A 17,454-nucleotide genomic window follows, 5' to 3' on the forward strand; every position below is an offset into this window, starting at 1 on the left:
GCTGGCAGCCGTAGCGCCCAAGTCCAGATCAACCGCAGACCGCGGCACAGCTGCCAAGCATTTTGCGCGGTGGCGGGCAGACGCTCCCGGCCAGAGGGCGACGATCGGCTCACAGTCGTCGTACCGACTGCGGTGGCGGCGGCGGTGATCGCCGCTCTCGTGGTCGTGCGGTTACGGCTGAGGCGCCAGCAGGGCGGCGTCTGCAGACAGCATCAGCGTGGGTCAACTGACAGGCAGTCGTAGCCGGGCGCTTGGCGAGAGAGACGAGCGGTCGAGCCTCAGCCGCTTTGCGACTGAGGCTCGGCTGCCGCTCCTGTCGCGGTCGCGGAGCCGCAGCACCCTTGGCGCGGACAGCCGGTGGCCACGCCAAGGCGAATCGGTGACGCAGGCGGGTGGACGCTCACAGCACCATCGGTGGCGGCTGGCCAAGGGACGGCGGCAGGCGGGGTAGCGGCGGCAGGCGACGTCCGTGGAGGCAGACAGGTGGCACCCGCGGCGCATCGATTGTCACGTGGTGCCTGCACCTCCGGCCACGGGCGATTGCGGCAGCCGGTGCCCGTGGCGATAAGGGCAACACCGGGCGACCTAAGAGGCCGGCAGGGGAGAGATCGAGCAGCCTGCACCTCCCCATCCCTCCCTGAAGCGGCTGCAGGCTCGGCACTGGCCGTCGCGAGATGACCGCGATCGCGTGGCAGAAGTCCGGGCACGCGGCACTGCTGGCCGCCGGCAGGTGATCGAGCGGCGGTCCCAGAACCACACGGCAGGCGTGCGACGGTCCCGCTCGAAAACCGGTCGCGCAGCGGCGGGACGGGGACTGGCCGCAGCCTCGTCATCGCGACCGCCGATGACCGGCGGACCGCGCCGACCCTCCCCGCAGAAGCAGCCGAAGGCGTCGCTCGACGAACGACCACCGCCTCCGTGTAGAACGCGGCACATCGCCAGACGGCTCCACGGCGGTAAGCGCGAGTAGCGCGTGACCGGGCTCGACTCCGCGAACCCGGTTCACGGAGTCGAGCCGTACCAGAGCGCAGGCAAGTTCGGGGCCAGCCGCCCAGGGGTCCGACGCACCAGACGCGCGCCACAAACCGTCGCAGTCGGGCGAGCCCGGGCAAGGACAACAAAAAAGCGGCCCACCGGACCGAAGTCCGATGGGCCGCCGCGGAGTCCGTGGACTCAGGACTCCGGGAAGATCACCACGCGACGCTTGGGGTCCTCGCCCTCGCTCTCGCTCATGACGCCCGAGACCGTCGCCACCGCGTCGTGGACCACCTTGCGCTCGAACGGGCTCATCGGCTGGAGCCGCACCCGCTCGCCGTTCGACAGCACGGACTCCGCCGTCGAACGGCCGAGTTCGCGGAGTTCCTCGCGGCGGTCCGCGCGCCAGCCCGCGATGTCCAGCATGAGGCGGCTGCGCGAGCCGGTCTCTTGCTGGACCGCCAGGCGGGTCAGTTCCTGCAGCGCTTCGAGCACCGTGCCGCGGGGGCCGACGAGCTTCTCGAGGTCCTCGCCGCCGTCGATGCTCACGATCGCGCGGCCGGCTTCCACGTCCAGGTCGATGTCACCGTCGTAGTCGAGCAGGTCCAGCAGGCGCTCGAGGTAGTCGCCGGCGATGTCGCCCTCCTGGACGAGGACGTCGTCGCCACCTCCCGCCTTCCGGTCGCTCTCCTCTTCGGTGGCCGCGCCCGCGGCCGCGTCGTCCTGATCGGCGTCGATCGTGTCGATCGTCTCCGACATCATTCGTCTCCTCTCCGAACCGGTCGCGCCTCAGCGGCGCTTCCGGCCCGACTTCCTGGTCGAGTCTTTGAGGAGCCCGGGCACGCCCGTGCCGTTCTCCTGTGAGCCGTTCTGGCCGTTCGTGGCGGCCGGGGTCTGGTCCACGGCCGTCGCGCCGTCCGCCTTGGCGGCCGCGGCTTCGGCGGCCTTGGCCGCGGCGGCCTCCGCCGGCGTGGTCTGCGCGAAGCCGTGAGCCGAACCCGCCTTGGTGACCTTCTTCTGCGAGCCGGTCTGGGCGGGCTGGTTCTTCCGCTGCTGGACGGGCTTCTGGCCGACCTTCGGCGCCGTCGGCTTCTGCCCGGGCTTCGGGCCGAGCGTCGCGCGCTTCTCCGCGGCCTCCGCCTTGCGAGCCGCCTCTTCCTTGTCGATCTTCGTGTAGACGAGGCGCTGCTGCATCAGGGTCCAGCCGTTGTTCGCCAGCCAGTAGAAGAGGAGGCCGAGCGGGAACAGCGCACCGAAGACGAGGACACCGAGCGGGAAGATGTACATCGTCAGCTTGTTCATGATCGCGGTCTGCGAGGTGGCCGACGCGGCGTTCTGGCGGGCCACCGAGTGCCGCGCGGTGAGGTGCGTGGCGATGGACGCGACGATCATCAGGGGCAGCGCGACCGGGAGCACGCTCCACTGGAACCCGACGTTCGCGGCACCGCCGCTGACGACCCCGACGCCGTTGTAGACGGCCTCGCCGAGGTTGACACCGAAGAGCTTCGCGCTCACATAGGAGTGGACGTCGGCCTGCGAGAAGAAGTAGTTCTCGGTCTTCGGGCCGCCACCGGGCGGCGGCATCGTGAACGCGCGCAGGACGTGGTTCAGGCCGATGAACACCGGGATCTGAAGCAGCATCGGCAGGCAGCTGCCCAGCGGGTTGACGCCGTGCTCCTTCTGGAGCTTCTGCATCTCCTGCGCCTGGCGCTGCTTGTCGTTCGCGTACTTCTTCTGGAGCTTCTTCATCTCCGGCGCGAAGTCCTGCATCTTCTTCATCGACCGGACCTGGTTCACGAACGGCTTGAACATGATGCCGCGGACCGTGAACGTCAGGAAGATGATGCCGAGGATCCACGAGATCGCCGCGGATTCACCGAAGACGAGTCCGAAGACCTTGTGCCAACACCACAGGATGAAGGACACGGGGTAGTAGATGAAATCGAGCACTGCTGCTACTCCTCGATCGGTGTTTCAGGTCTGCGGTGCCGCCACGAGAACGTCTCGGGCACGGGGTCGCGGCCGGGCATGGTCCACGGGCCGCAACGCAGCAGCCGGCGCAACGCGAGGTAGGAGCCACGGCCGGCACCGTGCCGGGTGAGGGCTTCGACTGCGTACGCGCTGCAGCTCGGGTAGAACCGGCACGCCGGTGGCAAGAAGGGCGAGATCGCCTTGCGGTAGAGCTTGATGGGGAGCAACAGGACCCACGCGACCGGGCCGGGCCGGGCGGGCCCTGGCTCGTCGTCGTGGTCGTGCTCGTCGTGCACTGAGTGCTCGGGGGTGGCTCGCATACCGGTCACACCGCTGATCCGTGGTCGGGGGCCGCGTCCGCGGGACGCGTCGGGCGGAGGACATCCCCGGCCGGACGGCGCGACGACAGTAGTCCCAGCCGACGCAGCGCGGCGTCGAGATCGGCCCCGAGCTCCGCGCTGGACGCGGTCGCGGACGGCGGCAATGCCCGTACGACCAACGCACTGCCGGCGGGCAGGGTTCCGAGACGGGCCGAAACGAGATGACGCAACCTGCGGGACACCCGGTGGCGGACCACCGAGTTCCCCACGGCCTTGCTCACCACAAAACCCGCCCTGGTCGCCGACGAAGCATCGACGGCCATGGACGGGTCCGTGGTCAACGCGTGGACGACGAGGCGGCGCCTGCCTGCCTTGGATCCGCGACGGAGGACCACGCGGAAATCCTCACTCCGCCGCAGACGTGCGGCAGCCGGCAGCACGGCGCGCCCCGACGTGCCGGATCAGGCCGACAGCGCTTCGCGGCCCTTGCGACGGCGAGCCGCCAGGATGCCCCGGCCTGCCCGGGTCCGCATGCGCAGCCGGAACCCGTGGGTCTTCGCGCGACGACGGTTGTTCGGCTGGAAGGTCCGCTTACCCTTGCTCACTGCTTCTCCTGTGTGTCGCTGTGTCGTCTGCCCACCCGCCCGGAGAGGGACACGATCATCCCTCGCACCTGGCGTGTCGTGCGGGCGCACGGCAGTCTCTGGTGTCTCCTACCAACGTGTGGCCTCGTCACGACGAGCGACGACAACTAGGGCACAAGAAACGCGCCCGTCGCATACGGGAGACCTTACGAGGGTACGCACCCCCGACCGGCGCCCGGTAAGCACCCCCTCGGCCACCGCCGGTGACGGGCCGCGCGAGGCGCGTTCGTCGACGCCGTGGCATCGAATGGCAACACGCCGTACACCGTGAAATGCTTGCGACCCAGGATGCCTTGTGGCAGCGAGCGGGGCTTGTTAGCGTGCCTTCTCTCGGGTCACCGGTCGAGGTGCACGAGTATCCGGGTGGTGGAGTGCCCACCGGCTTACGACGAGCCCGCAGGTGGCGTCGCCGCGGGTCGCCGTACATTAGTGCACAGCTGTGGACAACTATGTGGATATTCGCTGTGCCGGTACCCGGTCAGGTCCGCAGGGGGTCCTCGGGCGGTGTGACCAGGGCGTTCCGAAGCCGGTCGGGCCGCACACGCCGTCGAGGGGAGGGGCCAGACAGGTGTCGGAGCACCAGCACAACCTGGGTGTCATCTGGGAACAGGTGGTACGCGAACTGTCCGACGGGACCCTGTCCCCCCAGCAGCGTGCCTGGATGCGCGTGACCCGCCCCATCGGCCTGCTCGACGGCACTGCCCTGCTCGCGGCCCCCAGCGACTTCGCGAAGGAAGCGATCGAACGCGGGCTCCGCGGCGCGATCACCGACGCGCTCTCCCGGCGGCTCGGCCGCGCCATTTCGCTCGCGGTCAAGGTCGACACCGCCGAGACCCTCGCCCCGATCGCCGCGCCGCGCTACGTCCCGTCACCCGGCCGGGTGGAAAGCGGCGGCGTGAGCGCCGAGCCGGCCCCCGCGCCGATGCCCGGCCCCGGCCCGATGCTGCCGCCGCCGCGCCCCGAGCCCACCCCGCCGCTGCCGGCGCACCAGTCCGCCGGGCCGAAGCCCGACGACGGTGACGACACCGACGAGGAAGTCGACGAAGAGGGCGAAGCGCTCGCCGCGGTCCACGAGATCTGGCCCACGTTCTCCGGGCAGCCGATCGCCGGCCAGCCCTACACCGCGCCGGCGCAGCCGCAGACGTCGAAGACGAAGCTGAACGAGAAGTACACCTTCGACACGTTCGTCATCGGCGCGTCCAACCGCTTCGCGCACGCGGCCGCGGTCGCCGTCGCCGAAGCGCCGGCCCGCGCGTACAACCCGCTCTTCATCTGGGGTGAGTCCGGGCTCGGCAAGACGCACCTGCTGCACGCGGTCGGCCACTACGCGCAACGGCTCTTCCCGGGCATGCGCGTGCGGTACGTCTCGACCGAAGAGTTCACGAACGACTTCATCAACTCGCTGCGCGACGACCGCAAGGTCGCCTTCCAGCGCCGCTACCGCGACATCGACATCCTGCTCGTCGACGACATCCAGTTCCTGGAGGGCAAAGAAGGTACGCAGGAAGAGTTCTTCCACACCTTCAACACCCTCCACAACGCGAACAAGCAGATCGTCGTCAGCTCCGACCGCCCGCCCAAGCGCCTCGAAACGCTGGAGGACCGGCTGCGGACGCGGTTCGAGTGGGGCCTGATCACCGACATCCAGCCGCCCGAGCTCGAGACGCGCATCGCGATCCTCCGCAAGAAGGCGGCGCAGGATCGGCTGGCGGTGCCGGGTGACGTCCTGGAGTTCATCGCCTCGCGCGTCGAGGCGAACATCCGGGAGCTCGAAGGCGCGCTGATCCGGGTCACGGCGTTCGCGTCGCTGAACCAGCAGCCGGTCGACGCCGGGCTGGCCGAGATCGTGCTGCGCGACCTCATCCCCGACTCGCACGCCCCGGAGATCACCGCGCCCACCATCATGGGCGTCATCTCCGAGTTCTTCGACGTTTCGCTGGACGACCTGTGCGGCCCGGGCAAGACGAAGGCGCTCGCCACGTCCCGCCAGATCGCGATGTACCTCTGCCGCGAGCTGACCGACATGTCACTGCCGAAGATCGGGCAGACGTTCGGCGGCCGCGACCACACGACCGTCATGCACGCGGACAAGAAGATCCGCAAGGAGATGGCCGAGCGCCGGCGGATCTACGACCAGGTGCAGGAGCTGACGTCGCGCATCAAGCAGCGCGCCCGCCAGTAGCCCGTTCTTCCTTACCTCCCAGCAACTCCTCACGACTCAGGGGCGTCCGCATCGAGCGGACGCCCCTGAGTCGTTTTTGGACTGCCTGAGGCACGCCTACGCCCGCGAAGCGGCGAAGCGTACGTACGCGCGCTTCGCAAAGTCGCGAAAATTGTTTGTACACAAGGAAGTTTCCCCATGGTGTGGGCAGTTTGCCCACAGTGCCGGCGGATCTCCCACCAGCGACGACCCGAAATCCGCCCACACCCCGCCCACAGGCGATCCACAAGAAATCCACACCGTTGTCCACGCTGATTCCACAGGTTGCCCACATTGTGTGCACAGGAGGGCCCCGTCACCCGGACGAGCGAACCGGACCACGGGGAAGACCCACAGACCCTGGGTACAGAAGGCCTCACACCTGGGGACAACCGTGGGGATAACTGGGGACAACTGTGGACGGATCCGGGGCCGCCCGAAGTTGTCCACGGACGGCCCGATCTGTCCCCAGATCCGCCACCAGGGTTCTCCACACGCCCGCACGCCCTCCGACCTGCGCGAACGACCTCAATCCACACAATCCACAGGACTTACTACTGCTACTGCCTTTTAGATCTCTTCTAAGAGAGAAAAAGATAAAAACAGGCGGAGGACGAATCTGGGGACAACCGTGAGAGCGTGTCGTCAAGTCGACAAAGCCAAGGGGAGGCCGAGGTGACGGCCGACCCCGCGACGGCCTACCGTGGATGCCTGCACCTGGTCCGTGCTCCGGCAGTCGAGGCGGAGGGCGGACCGGCCGGAGCGGGCAGCCGGTCACTGCCCAGCCAGAGCGAGGCCGGGCCGGCCCCGTCGCCCTGTCCGAGCCGAACGCGCTCGGTCGTCGAAAGGATGCGCGCATGAAGATCCGCGTCGAGCGTGACGGGCTCGCCGACGCCGTCGCGTGGGTGGCGAGAAGCCTCCCCTCCCGGCCTCCGGTGCCGGTACTGGGCGGCGTGCTCCTCGACGCCGGTTCCGACGGCGACTCCGACGCGCTGACCGTGTCGGGTTTCGACTACGAGGTGTCCGCGACGGTGGGCGTCCCGGCGACGATCGCCGACGGCGGCCGGCTGCTGGTGTCCGGCCGGCTCCTCGCCGACATCACCAAGTCCCTGCCGAACCAGCCGGTCGAGATCGCCGTGGACGGCTCTCGCGCCACGATCACGTGCGGCAGCGCGCGCTTCTCCCTGCCGACCATGCCGGTCGAGGACTACCCGCAGCTGCCCTCGCAGCCCGCCTTCGCGGGTGAGCTCGCCGGCGACGCGTTCGGCCAGGCCGTCACCCAGGTCGTCGTCGCCGCGGGCAAGGACGACACGCTGCCGATGCTGACCGGCATGCGGCTCGAGATCTCCGGCAGCTCGCTGACCCTCGTCGCGACCGACCGGTTCCGGCTCGCCATGCGCGAGTTCACCTGGCAGCCCGCCGAAGGCCTGGCCGACGCCGCGGTGCTCGTCCCGGCGCGCACCCTCGCCGAGGCGGCCAAGACGCTCGGCGCGAGCGGCGCCACGATCCGGCTCGCGCTCGCCAGCGGCGAGGGCCTGCTCGGCCTGTCCGGCTCCGGGCGCTACACGACGACCCGCCTGCTCGACGCCGAGTTCCCGCCGTACCGCCAGCTGCTGCCCGCGACGCACACCTCGCGCGCGGTCATCGACGTGTCGGCTCTCACGGAGTCGATCAAGCGCGTTTCCCTGGTCGCGGAGCGGGGGACTCAGGTACGACTGGAGTTCGGGGACAACACGCTGCGGCTGTCCGCGGGCGGCGACGACGAAGGAAGCGCCGAAGAAGAGCTCCAGGTCGACTACGAAGGTGAGCCGGTGACGATCGCGTTCAACCCGGGTTACCTCGTCGACGGCCTCGGCGCCCTCCACAGCGACCGGGCGGAGCTGACGTTCACGACGCCGAACCGCCCCGCCCTCATCAAGCCGGCCGACGCCGAGGGCAACCTCGTCCCCGGCTACCTCTACCTCCTGATGCCCGTCCGTCTTCCGGGCTGACCCACAACTTTTTGTTAGTACGTAAGGGGATCTCATGGTTCAGCTCGGTCTGATCGGCCTGGGCAAGATGGGCTTCAACATGCGTGAGCGGCTGCGCGCGGCCGGTCACGAAGTGGTCGGCTACGACCGCAACCCGGACGTCAGCGACACGACGTCGCTCGAGGACCTGGTGTCCAAACTGGACGCTCCGCGGATCGTCTGGATCATGGTCCCCGCCGGCGACCCGACGCGGCAGACCATCACCGAGCTGGGCAACCTGCTCGCCGAAGGTGACATGGTCATCGACGGCGGCAACTCGAAGTACACCGACGACAGGCTGAACGCCGACCTGCTCGCCGCGAAGAACATCGGGTACGCCGACTGCGGTGTCTCCGGTGGCGTGTGGGGCAAGGACAACGGCTACGGCCTGATGGTCGGCGGCACCGCCGCCGACGTCGAGCGCGCGATGCCGATCTTCGACGCGCTGCGTCCGGAGGGCCCGCGCGAAGAGGGCTTCTCGCACGCCGGCGACGTCGGCGCGGGTCACTACGCGAAGATGATCCACAACGGCATCGAGTACGGCATGATGCAGGCCTTCGCCGAAGGCTTCGAGCTGCTCGAGGCCGCGAAGGTCGTCAACGACGTGCCCGCGGTGATCAAGGGCTGGCAGCGCGGCACCGTCGTCCGGTCCTGGCTGCTCGACCTGCTCGTGCGCGCGCTCGACGAAGACCCGGACCTGGACGACCTCGAGGGGTACGTCGAGGATTCCGGCGAAGGCCGGTGGACCCTCGAAGAGGCGATCAACAACGCGGTGCCGGCGCCGGTCATCTCGGCCGCGCTGTTCGCCCGGTTCGCCTCCCGTCAGGAGCATTCGGCCGCGATGCGCGCGGTCGCCGCGCTGCGCAACCAGTTCGGCGGGCACGCCGTGAAGAAGGTCGGCGGGTAGGTCCCGTCCGGGAAGGAACCACGTGTATCTGCGGCATCTGCAGGTCACCGACTTCCGCTCCTGGCCCCAGGCCGATCTCGCCCTCGAACCGGGGCCGACCGTGCTGGTCGGCCAGAACGGTCGCGGCAAGACCAACCTGCTCGAGGCGATCGGGTACGTCGCGACGCTGGGCTCGCACCGCGTCGCGACGGACGCGCCGCTGATCCGGCACGGCTGTGAGCGCGCGCTGGTGCGGGTCGCGGTGGTCAACGACGACCGCGAACTGACCGTCGAGCTCGAGATCACCGCCGGCCGGGCGAACCGCGCCCGGGTCAACCGCGGCGCGGTCGGCCGGCCGCGGGACGTGCTGGGGATCCTGCGCACGGTGCTGTTCTCCCCGGAGGACCTGGCGCTCGTGCGGGGAGACCCGGGTGAGCGACGCCGGTTCCTCGACGAGCTGCTGGTGCTGCGCGCGCCGCGGTACGCCGGGGTTCGTGCGGACTACGAGAAGGTGCTGAAGCAGCGCAACGCCCTGCTCAAGACGGCCGGTAAACGCCGGACCGGGCGTGAGGACCCGTACGCGCTGTCGACGCTCGAAGTCTGGGACGACCACCTCGCGGTGGCGGGGGCGGAGCTGCTGGCCGCGCGCCTGAACCTCGTCGCGGACCTCGGGCCGTACGCGGCCGCCGCGTACATGGGCGTCGCTCCGGACTCGCGGCCGGCGAAGATCTCGTACAAGTCTTCGCTGGGCGACGGCCTGCCGGAGACGTACGGCGTACCGGACGGGGAACGGGCGCAACCCGAAGTCCTGAAGGACGTCTTGCTCAAGGCACTCGGGGAGGCTCGCAAGGCCGAGCTGGAGCGGGGGATCAGCCTGGTCGGCCCGCACCGGGACGAGCTGGAGCTGATCCTGGGGGAGGCGCCGGCCAAGGGGTACGCGAGCCACGGCGAGTCGTGGTCGTTCGCGCTCGCCCTCCGGCTCGGCAGCTACGAGCTGCTGCGCGGGGAGGCGGGTGAGCCGGTGCTCCTGCTCGACGACGTGTTCGCCGAGCTGGACCGCAAGCGCCGGGCCCGGCTGGCCGAGGTGGCCGCGAGCGCCGAACAGGTGCTGGTGACCGCCGCGGTCGACGAAGACGTGCCCAGCGAGCTGGCGGGGAGCCGGTTCGTGGTGGCGGATGGTGAGGTCACGCGTGGCTGAACAGCGCAAACAAGGCGCTCCAAGATCGACTCAACCACTCGGTGTGACCGCTGACACAGGAGTTACCCACCGATCTGGGGACAAACCTGTGGACAGTGTGGATAAACCCGTGCCCGGGTTATCGCCGCGCGTGACCAAACGGCCGGATCGGCCGCTTGACAAGCCCCTCAAGGGGGTCAATCCGGCGGTCGACGCCACGCCGAGTACGCAGAGTGAGAACGGCGCTGCTCCGAACGGGGCGGCGATGACGGGCCGGGACCTCGCGCACGCCGCGCTCGAGGCCGCGAAAGCCAAGGCGAAGGAGCGAGGTGTCCCGCCGGGGCACCGCCGCCGCGTCGCGAGCGGGGGCCAGAACCCCCGGCGCCGCCGCTGGTCGGGACCCGGTGCGGACGCGCGTGACCCGCAGCCCCTCGGCCGGCTCGTCTCGCGGCTCGTCAGCGACCGCGGCTGGAACGAAAGCGTCTCCGGCGCCCGCGTCTTCGCGCAGTGGGCGCGCTTGGTCGGCGAGGACGTCGCGGAACACGCCCAGCCCGTCGCGCTGAAAGACGGCGAGCTCACGGTCCGCGCCAGCTCCACGGCGTGGGCCACCCAGCTGCGGCTGCTGCAGGGAAAGCTGCTGGCCAAGATCGCGGCGGGGGTCGGGAACGGCGTGGTCAAGCGCATGCGGATCCAGGGTCCGATGGCCCCGAGCTGGCGGAAAGGGCCCCGGCACGTGTCGGGTCGCGGTCCGCGTGACACGTACGGCTGACCCGGGTTGCGCGTTGCTCGGTTGAATGCCCCGAGAACGCATCCAGACGCGCTGAAATACGTCAAGACTCGGGTCGGACCGATTTCGTCCGCCTGTGACGCGTTCAGGGGTGTCCTTGCCGCATGTCAGCGGACGTGGCCAAGTACACTGGGAGGGAGCGAACGTCCGCTCGGGCGAGACGAGGAGAAACAAGGCCTGTGACCGAGAACAAGAGCGAGTACAACGCGTCATCGATCACGGTGCTCGAAGGCCTCGAAGCGGTCCGCAAGCGCCCCGGTATGTACATCGGTTCCACCGGTGAACGCGGGCTGCACCACCTCGTTCAGGAGGTCGTCGACAACTCGGTCGACGAGGCGATGGCCGGCCACGCCACCAAGGTCGAGGTTACCCTCCTCGCCGACGGCGGGGTGCGCGTCGTCGACGACGGCCGCGGCATCCCGGTCGACATGCACCCCAAGGAGCACAAGCCGACCATCGAGGTCGTGCTCACCCAGCTGCACGCGGGCGGCAAGTTCGACAGCGACTCCTACGCGGTGTCCGGCGGCCTGCACGGCGTCGGCATCTCCGTGGTGAACGCGCTGTCGACGCGGCTGCTCGCCGAGGTCAAGTACGGCGGCCGCAGCTGGCGCCAGCTCTACACGGACCAGATCCCCGGCCCGCTCGAGGACCTCGGCCCGGCGACCGACACCGGCACGACGATGACGTTCTGGGCCGACGGCGACATCTTCGAGACCACGACCTACAACTTCGAGACGATCTCGCGCCGCCTCCAGGAGATGGCGTTCCTCAACAAGGGACTGACGCTGTCGCTGCGCGACGAGCGCGTCGCCGACGAGGAGGCCGAGGCGGACGCCGAAGGCAAGGTCGCCCGGGTCAAGGAGAAGGTCTACTGCTACCCGGGCGGGCTCGAGGACTTCGTCAAGCACATCAACGGCAGCAAGGACCCGATCCACGCCAGCGTGATCTCCTTCGACGCCAAGGGCCCCGGCCTCGAGGTCGAGGTCGCGATGCAGTGGAACACCGGGTTCACGCCGTCGGTCTACACGTTCGCCAACACGATCAACACCCACGAGGGCGGCACCCACGAAGAGGGCTTCCGCGCCGCGCTCACCCGCGTCGTCAACACGTACGCGCGCGACAAGAAGCTGCTCAAGGAGAAGGACACCAACCTGACCGGTGACGACGTGCGCGAGGGTCTCGCCGCGATCGTCTCGATCAAGCTGAGCGAGCCGCAGTTCGAGGGCCAGACGAAGACCAAGCTGGGCAACAGCGAGGCCAAGACGTTCGTGCAGCAGCAGTCGAACGAGTGGCTGGCCGACTGGTTCGAGCGCAACCCGGCCGAGGCGAAGACGATCATCAACAAGTCGATCTCCTCGGCGCAGGCCCGGATGGCCGCGCGCAAGGCGCGTGACCTCGTCCGCCGCAAGGGCGCGCTCGACATCGGCGGCCTGCCCGGCAAGCTGAAGGACTGCCGCTCCACCAAGCCGGAGGAGTGCGAGCTCTACATCGTCGAGGGTGACTCGGCCGGCGGCTCGGCCAAGGAGGGCCGGGACTCGATGTACCAGGCGATCCTGCCGATCCGCGGCAAGATCATCAACGTCGAGAAGGCCCGCATCGACCGCGTCCTCAAGAACACCGAGGTCCAGTCGCTGATCACCGCCCTGGGCACCGGCATCCACGACGAGTTCGACCTCGAAAAGCTGCGGTACCACAAGATCGTGCTGATGGCCGACGCCGACGTCGACGGCCAGCACATCACCACGCTGCTGCTCACCCTGCTGTTCCGGTTCATGAAGCCGCTGATCGAGCACGGCCACGTCTTCCTGTCGCGGCCGCCGCTGTACAAGATCAAGTGGCCGCGGGCGGAGCCGGAGTACGTGTACTCCGACAACGAGCGCGACGCCGTCATCCGCGCGGGTGTCGAGGCCGGCAAGCGGCTGCCGAAGGACGACGCGATCCAGCGCTACAAGGGTCTCGGCGAGATGAACGCCGAAGAGCTGTGGGAGACCACGATGGACCCGGCCAACCGCCTGCTGGGCCGGGTCACGATGGACGACGCCGCCCAGGCCGACGACCTGTTCTCGGTCCTGATGGGCGAGGACGTCGAGGCCCGCCGCTCGTTCATCACGCGCAACGCCAAGGACGTGCGCTTCTTGGACGTGTAGCCGTCCCCCGTTCGTCGTCCCGCCAGGACCACCCGCACTCGAGAAGGACCCATGACGGAAACTCTGCCGCCGGCTCCGGACCACGACCGGATCGAACCGGTCGACATCCAGCAGGAGATGCAGCGCTCGTACATCGACTACGCGATGAGCGTGATCGTGTCGCGCGCGCTGCCGGACGTGCGCGACGGGCTCAAGCCGGTCGCCCGCCGGATCCTGTACTCGATGTTCGACTCCGGCTTCCGGCCGGACCGCGGGTACAACAAGTGCTCCCGCGTCGTCGGCGACGTCATGGGCAACTACCACCCGCACGGTGACTCGGCGATCTATGACGCGCTCGTCCGGCTCGCCCAGCCGTGGTCGCTGCGGTACCCGCTGATCGACGGCCAGGGCAACTTCGGCTCGTCGGGCAACGACCCCGCCGCCGCCATGCGGTACACGGAGTCCCGGCTCGCGCCGCTGGCCATGCAGATGCTGGCCGACATCGAAGAAGACACCGTCGACTTCTCCGACAACTACGACGGCCGCACGCAGGAGCCCGACGTCCTGCCGTCGCGGTTCCCGAACCTGCTGGTCAACGGCGGTTCCGGGATCGCGGTCGGGATGGCGACGAACATCCCGCCGCACAACCTGCGCGAGGTTTCCGAGGGCGTCGTCTGGGCGCTCGAGAACCCCGAGGCCGACGACGACGAGCTGCTGGCCGCGCTGCTGGTGCGGATCAAGGGCCCGGACTTCCCGACCAAGGCGATGATCCTCGGCACGTCCGGCATCGAGGACGCCTACCGCACCGGCCGCGGCTCGATCCGGATGCGCGCGGTCGTCGAGGTCGAAGAGGACGCGAAGGGCCGCACGATCCTGGTCGTGTCCGAGCTGCCGTACCAGGTCAACCCGGACAACCTCGTCGAGAACATCGCGAACCTGGTCCGCGACGGCAAGCTCACCGGCATCGCCGACATCGCCGACGAGTCCAACAGCCGCTCCGGCATGCGGATCGTCGTCACGATCAAGCGGGACGCCGTCGCGAAGGTCGTGCTGAACAACCTGTTCAAGCACACCCAGCTGCAGCAGAACTTCGGCGTCAACATGCTGGCCCTGGTCGACGGCGTGCCGCGCACGCTGCGGCTCGACCAGATCATCCGGCACTACGTGAAGCACCAGGTCGAGGTCATCGTCCGGCGGACCCGCTTCCGCCTGAAGAAGGCCGAGGAACGGGCCCACATCCTGCGTGGGTACGTCAAGGCCCTCGACATGCTCGACGAGGTCATCGCGCTGATCCGGCGGTCGCCGTCCGCGGACGAGGCCCGGCCGGCCCTGATGGAGCTGCTGGACGTCGACGAGATCCAGGCCACCGCGATCCTCGACATGCAGCTGCGGCGCCTGGCCGCCCTGGAACGGCAGCGGATCATCGACCAGCTGGCCGAGATCGAGCTCGAGATCGCCGACCTCAAGGACATCCTCGAGAAGCCCGAGCGGCAGCGCGGGATCATCCGCGACGAGCTGATGGCGATCGTCGAGAAGTACGGCGACGACCGGCGCACGAAGATCATCGGCTTCAGCGGCGATGTCACCGACGAAGAGCTCATCGCCGTCGAGGACGTCGTCGTCACCATCACCCGCACGGGGTACGCCAAGCGGACGAAAACCGACCTGTACCGCTCGCAGAAGCGCGGCGGCAAGGGCGTGCAGGGCGCGACGCTGAAGCAGGACGACATCGTCCAGCACTTCTTCGTCTGCTCGACGCACGACTGGATCCTGTTCTTCACGAACAAGGGCCGCGTCTACCGGACCAAGACGTACGACCTGCCCGAGGCCAACCGCAACGCGCGCGGCCAGCACGTGGCGAACCTCATGGCGTTCCAGCCGGACGAGCAGATCGCCCAGGTCATCGAGATCAAGAACTACGAGGTCGCGCCGTACCTGGTGCTCGCGACCAAGCGCGGCCTGGTGAAGAAGACCAAGCTCACCGACTTCGACTCGAACCGCTCCGGCGGCCTCATCGCGATCAACCTGCGCGAAGGTGACGAGCTGGTCGGCGCCGTGCTGGCGGCGGCCGAGGACGACCTGCTCCTGGTGTCGGCCGAAGGCCAGTCGATCCGCTTCCACGCGACGGACGAAGCGCTGCGCCCGATGGGCCGCCCGACGTCCGGCGTGCTCGGCATGCGGTTCAACGACGGCGACGAGCTGCTCGGCATCAGCGTGGTCAAGCCGGACAAGTTCCTGCTGGTCGCGACCGATGGCGGATACTCGAAGCGCACGCCGATCGAGGACTACCCGGTGCAGGGTCGCGGTGGCAAGGGTGTGCTCACCATTCAGCACGACCGCAAACGTGGCAGGCTGGTGGGGGCGCTCATCGTCGACGCCGAGGACGAGCTGTACGCGATCACCTCGAGCGGCGGCGTGATTCGCACGCCGGCGGTCGACGTGCGCAAGGCGGGGCGGCAGACGAAGGGGGTGCGGCTGATGAATCTCGGCGAAGGCACCACTCTTCTCGCGGTCGCACGCAACGCGGACGAGCCCTCGGACGTCGCCACAGGTGACGACAACGCGGAAACCGCGGAAGCGGACGTCACCGTGGAAGAAACGGCGGAAGCCGTGACCGAAGCGGTGGCCGAGACGACAGACGCGGACGAAGAAACGACGGCGCCGCCGGAGCAGTGAGACGGCGTCACCACGGCACGGGTAAGGACTGACTCTTCGTGACACCATCCGAGAATCCCGAGGCAGCGGGTTCGAACGGGACTCCGGCGAGCCCACCCTGGCAGCGGGTCGGCAAGGACGGCGGCGACGCTGAGGCGACGGTCGGGCTGGCCACGGATGAGGTGCGCCCGGCCGGCGAGACGCAGCCCGTCTCGCCGGCCGAGCACCCGGTGGTGACCGGCAGCGCCGCCCCCCGCCTCTTCGGCGGCGGCGACACCCCGCCGGGAGGCGAGCCGTCCGCGGCCGCCATCCCGTCGGCGTCGACCCAGCGAGCCCGCCCGAGCGCCCTCCGGCGCCCGGGCCGCGGCCCGCGACGGGCGAGCCTGCAGGTCAAGCGATTCGACCCGTGGTCGGTGCTGAAACTGTCCCTGGTGCTCGGCGTCGCGATGTTCTTCGTCTGGCTCGTCGCGGTCGGCGTCCTCTACACGGTCCTCGACGGCATGGGCGTCTGGGACAAGCTGAACGGCACGTACTCCTCGCTGGTCGGCGGCGAAGGCGCGAACGCGTCCTCCGAACCGCTGATCAGCGCGGGCCGCGTCTTCGGCATCGCCGCGATCCTGGGCGCGATCAACATCGTCCTGGTCTCGGCGCTGGCCACGGTCAGCGCGTTCATCTACAACGTGTCGGCCGACCTCGCCGGAGGCCTGGAAGTCACGCTGTCGGAACGGGAGTAACCCGGTTGCAGGGCCCCCTCGGGGGTCCTGTAAAGTTCTCCTCGTTCAAGGGCCTATAGCTCAGGTGGTTAGAGCGCTTCGCTGATAACGAAGAGGTCCCAGGTTCAAGTCCTGGTAGGCCCACGCAGGTCAAGCCCGGTTCACGCTGTTGGTGAACCGGGCTTTTTGCTGCCTGCCTGACTAGCTGCCTGACTACTCTTCGGCGAATGCTTGTCGTGTCACGCGGTGTTGGGAGCCGCAGTGGACATGGATTCGTCACGGATGATCGCGTAGACGGGACTGCCGACTAGCCATTGCCGCAGTCGCTGAGGGGCTCCGGGTGAAACTCAGACTGGTCCGTCGCGCCGGGCAGGTATGCCGTCGGACCATCTTGTTGGGTCGCCCTGGTGGGCTCACCGCCGGACGTCACTGTCCAATCGCCGTGTGCATCTGTGAAGTGAAGGTCGGTGATCTCTGAGGGGCCGACCTGGAAGAGTGTCGTGAGTTGCAGCGGTGCCGGTGGCTGCAGAGTGAGAATGCTGCAGGGCGGTAGTACCGGCACGAGCTGCCACTGCTTGGAGTCGATGACCGGGTCGTCTGAGCGTGTCGCCGAGGTGTCAAGGTACGTTCGCTTGATCTTGAACGCCACCTTGCTGATTGGCACGGTTGATCGATTCTGGACCTTCAGGTCGGCGTTCTTGCCGCCGTCGCGAAACACGACCCACCACGAGACACGAACTGCATATTCCCGCTGCCTCTGCTCGCGAACGAGGTTGTTGGCGTTGATCTGGTCCTCGATGGCTTGGGACTGCCGGTCGTTGGCGTGTGCCTGAAGTTGGACGCCAACGCCAGCGAGTGTTGCCGCACCAATCGCTACCAGCACAGCGACGATGGAGGTCCAGCCTTGTGCCTTGGCGGTCCAGTGCACTTTGGCTCTCGCGGGCGCGGGCACAGGACTGCCCGGTACGAATAAACCGGATTCGCGTGCGTT

General features: G+C 68.7%; 14 protein-coding genes and 1 tRNA gene. 9 read left to right on the forward strand and 6 right to left on the reverse strand.

The genetic code is table 11. The annotated features are described in order from the left end of the window. Window positions 1-1,173 precede the first annotated feature (1,173 nt). Genes OHS18_RS30790 through rpmH form a run of 5 tightly spaced genes read right to left on the reverse strand, consistent with a single transcriptional unit; the run spans window position 1,174 to window position 3,871 of the window. Window positions 1,174-1,734: a Jag family protein gene (locus tag OHS18_RS30790; RefSeq protein WP_328446692.1), complete on the reverse strand. Its 561-nt coding sequence runs from the start codon at window positions 1,732-1,734 to the stop codon at window positions 1,174-1,176. Window positions 1,735-1,764: 30 nt separating this feature from the next. Continuing rightward, window positions 1,765-2,925: a membrane protein insertase YidC gene (gene yidC, locus OHS18_RS30795; RefSeq protein WP_328446690.1), complete on the reverse strand. Its 1,161-nt coding sequence runs from the start codon at window positions 2,923-2,925 to the stop codon at window positions 1,765-1,767. 5 nt (window positions 2,926-2,930) lie between these two features. Continuing rightward, on the reverse strand, window positions 2,931-3,266 hold the full coding sequence (gene yidD, locus OHS18_RS30800) for a membrane protein insertion efficiency factor YidD (protein WP_323325269.1): 336 nt from the start codon (window positions 3,264-3,266) through the stop codon (window positions 2,931-2,933). Between the two features lie 5 nt (window positions 3,267-3,271). Then, window positions 3,272-3,706, reverse strand: a complete 435-nt coding sequence (gene rnpA / locus OHS18_RS30805) for a ribonuclease P protein component (protein WP_328613250.1) — start codon at window positions 3,704-3,706, stop codon at window positions 3,272-3,274. Window positions 3,707-3,727: 21 nt separating this feature from the next. After that, window positions 3,728-3,871, reverse strand: coding sequence for a 50S ribosomal protein L34 (gene rpmH, locus OHS18_RS30810; protein WP_247059643.1), 144 nt, complete (start codon window positions 3,869-3,871; stop codon window positions 3,728-3,730). Between the two features lie 607 nt (window positions 3,872-4,478). On the opposite strand from rpmH, the gene dnaA reads away from it, so the two are divergent. The 9 genes from dnaA to OHS18_RS30855 all read left to right on the forward strand — a co-directional run bounded on the left by dnaA (window position 4,479) and on the right by OHS18_RS30855 (window position 16,607). After that, window positions 4,479-6,092 (forward strand): chromosomal replication initiator protein DnaA, encoded by a 1,614-nt coding sequence (gene dnaA, locus OHS18_RS30815; RefSeq protein ID WP_328613251.1) that lies wholly within the window; start codon window positions 4,479-4,481, stop codon window positions 6,090-6,092. An 875-nt stretch (window positions 6,093-6,967) separates the two neighbouring features. Next, on the forward strand, window positions 6,968-8,101 hold the full coding sequence (gene dnaN / locus OHS18_RS30820) for a DNA polymerase III subunit beta (protein ID WP_328446682.1): 1,134 nt from the start codon (window positions 6,968-6,970) through the stop codon (window positions 8,099-8,101). 34 nt (window positions 8,102-8,135) lie between these two features. Continuing rightward, window positions 8,136-9,026 carry a phosphogluconate dehydrogenase (NAD(+)-dependent, decarboxylating) gene (gene gnd, locus OHS18_RS30825; RefSeq protein ID WP_328446680.1) on the forward strand — a complete coding sequence of 297 codons (891 nt, stop codon included), beginning with the start codon at window positions 8,136-8,138 and terminating at the stop codon, window positions 9,024-9,026. 22 nt (window positions 9,027-9,048) lie between these two features. Beyond that, window positions 9,049-10,203, forward strand: a complete 1,155-nt coding sequence (gene recF, locus OHS18_RS30830; RefSeq protein WP_328446678.1) for a DNA replication/repair protein RecF — start codon at window positions 9,049-9,051, stop codon at window positions 10,201-10,203. Window positions 10,204-10,447: 244 nt separating this feature from the next. Then, entirely contained in the window at window positions 10,448-10,951 is a 504-nt protein-coding gene (locus OHS18_RS30835) for a DciA family protein (RefSeq protein WP_328446677.1), read from the forward strand. A gap of 197 nt (window positions 10,952-11,148) precedes the next feature. Then, window positions 11,149-13,116: a DNA topoisomerase (ATP-hydrolyzing) subunit B gene (gene gyrB, locus OHS18_RS30840; RefSeq protein WP_328446675.1), complete on the forward strand. Its 1,968-nt coding sequence runs from the start codon at window positions 11,149-11,151 to the stop codon at window positions 13,114-13,116. Window positions 13,117-13,167: 51 nt separating this feature from the next. Next, window positions 13,168-15,771 (forward strand): DNA gyrase subunit A, encoded by a 2,604-nt coding sequence (gene gyrA / locus OHS18_RS30845; protein WP_328446673.1) that lies wholly within the window; start codon window positions 13,168-13,170, stop codon window positions 15,769-15,771. Between the two features lie 38 nt (window positions 15,772-15,809). Further along, window positions 15,810-16,484: a DUF3566 domain-containing protein gene (locus tag OHS18_RS30850; RefSeq protein WP_328446671.1), complete on the forward strand. Its 675-nt coding sequence runs from the start codon at window positions 15,810-15,812 to the stop codon at window positions 16,482-16,484. Between the two features lie 49 nt (window positions 16,485-16,533). Further along, window positions 16,534-16,607 (forward strand) — tRNA-Ile (locus tag OHS18_RS30855). Between the two features lie 163 nt (window positions 16,608-16,770). On the opposite strand, the gene OHS18_RS30860 is transcribed toward OHS18_RS30855, so the two are convergent. Further along, window positions 16,771-17,391: a hypothetical protein gene (locus OHS18_RS30860; protein WP_328613252.1), complete on the reverse strand. Its 621-nt coding sequence runs from the start codon at window positions 17,389-17,391 to the stop codon at window positions 16,771-16,773. Window positions 17,392-17,454: the final 63 nt, after the last annotated feature.

The organism is Amycolatopsis sp. NBC_00355 (assembly GCF_036104975.1).
Taxonomy (GTDB): domain Bacteria; phylum Actinomycetota; class Actinomycetes; order Mycobacteriales; family Pseudonocardiaceae; genus Amycolatopsis.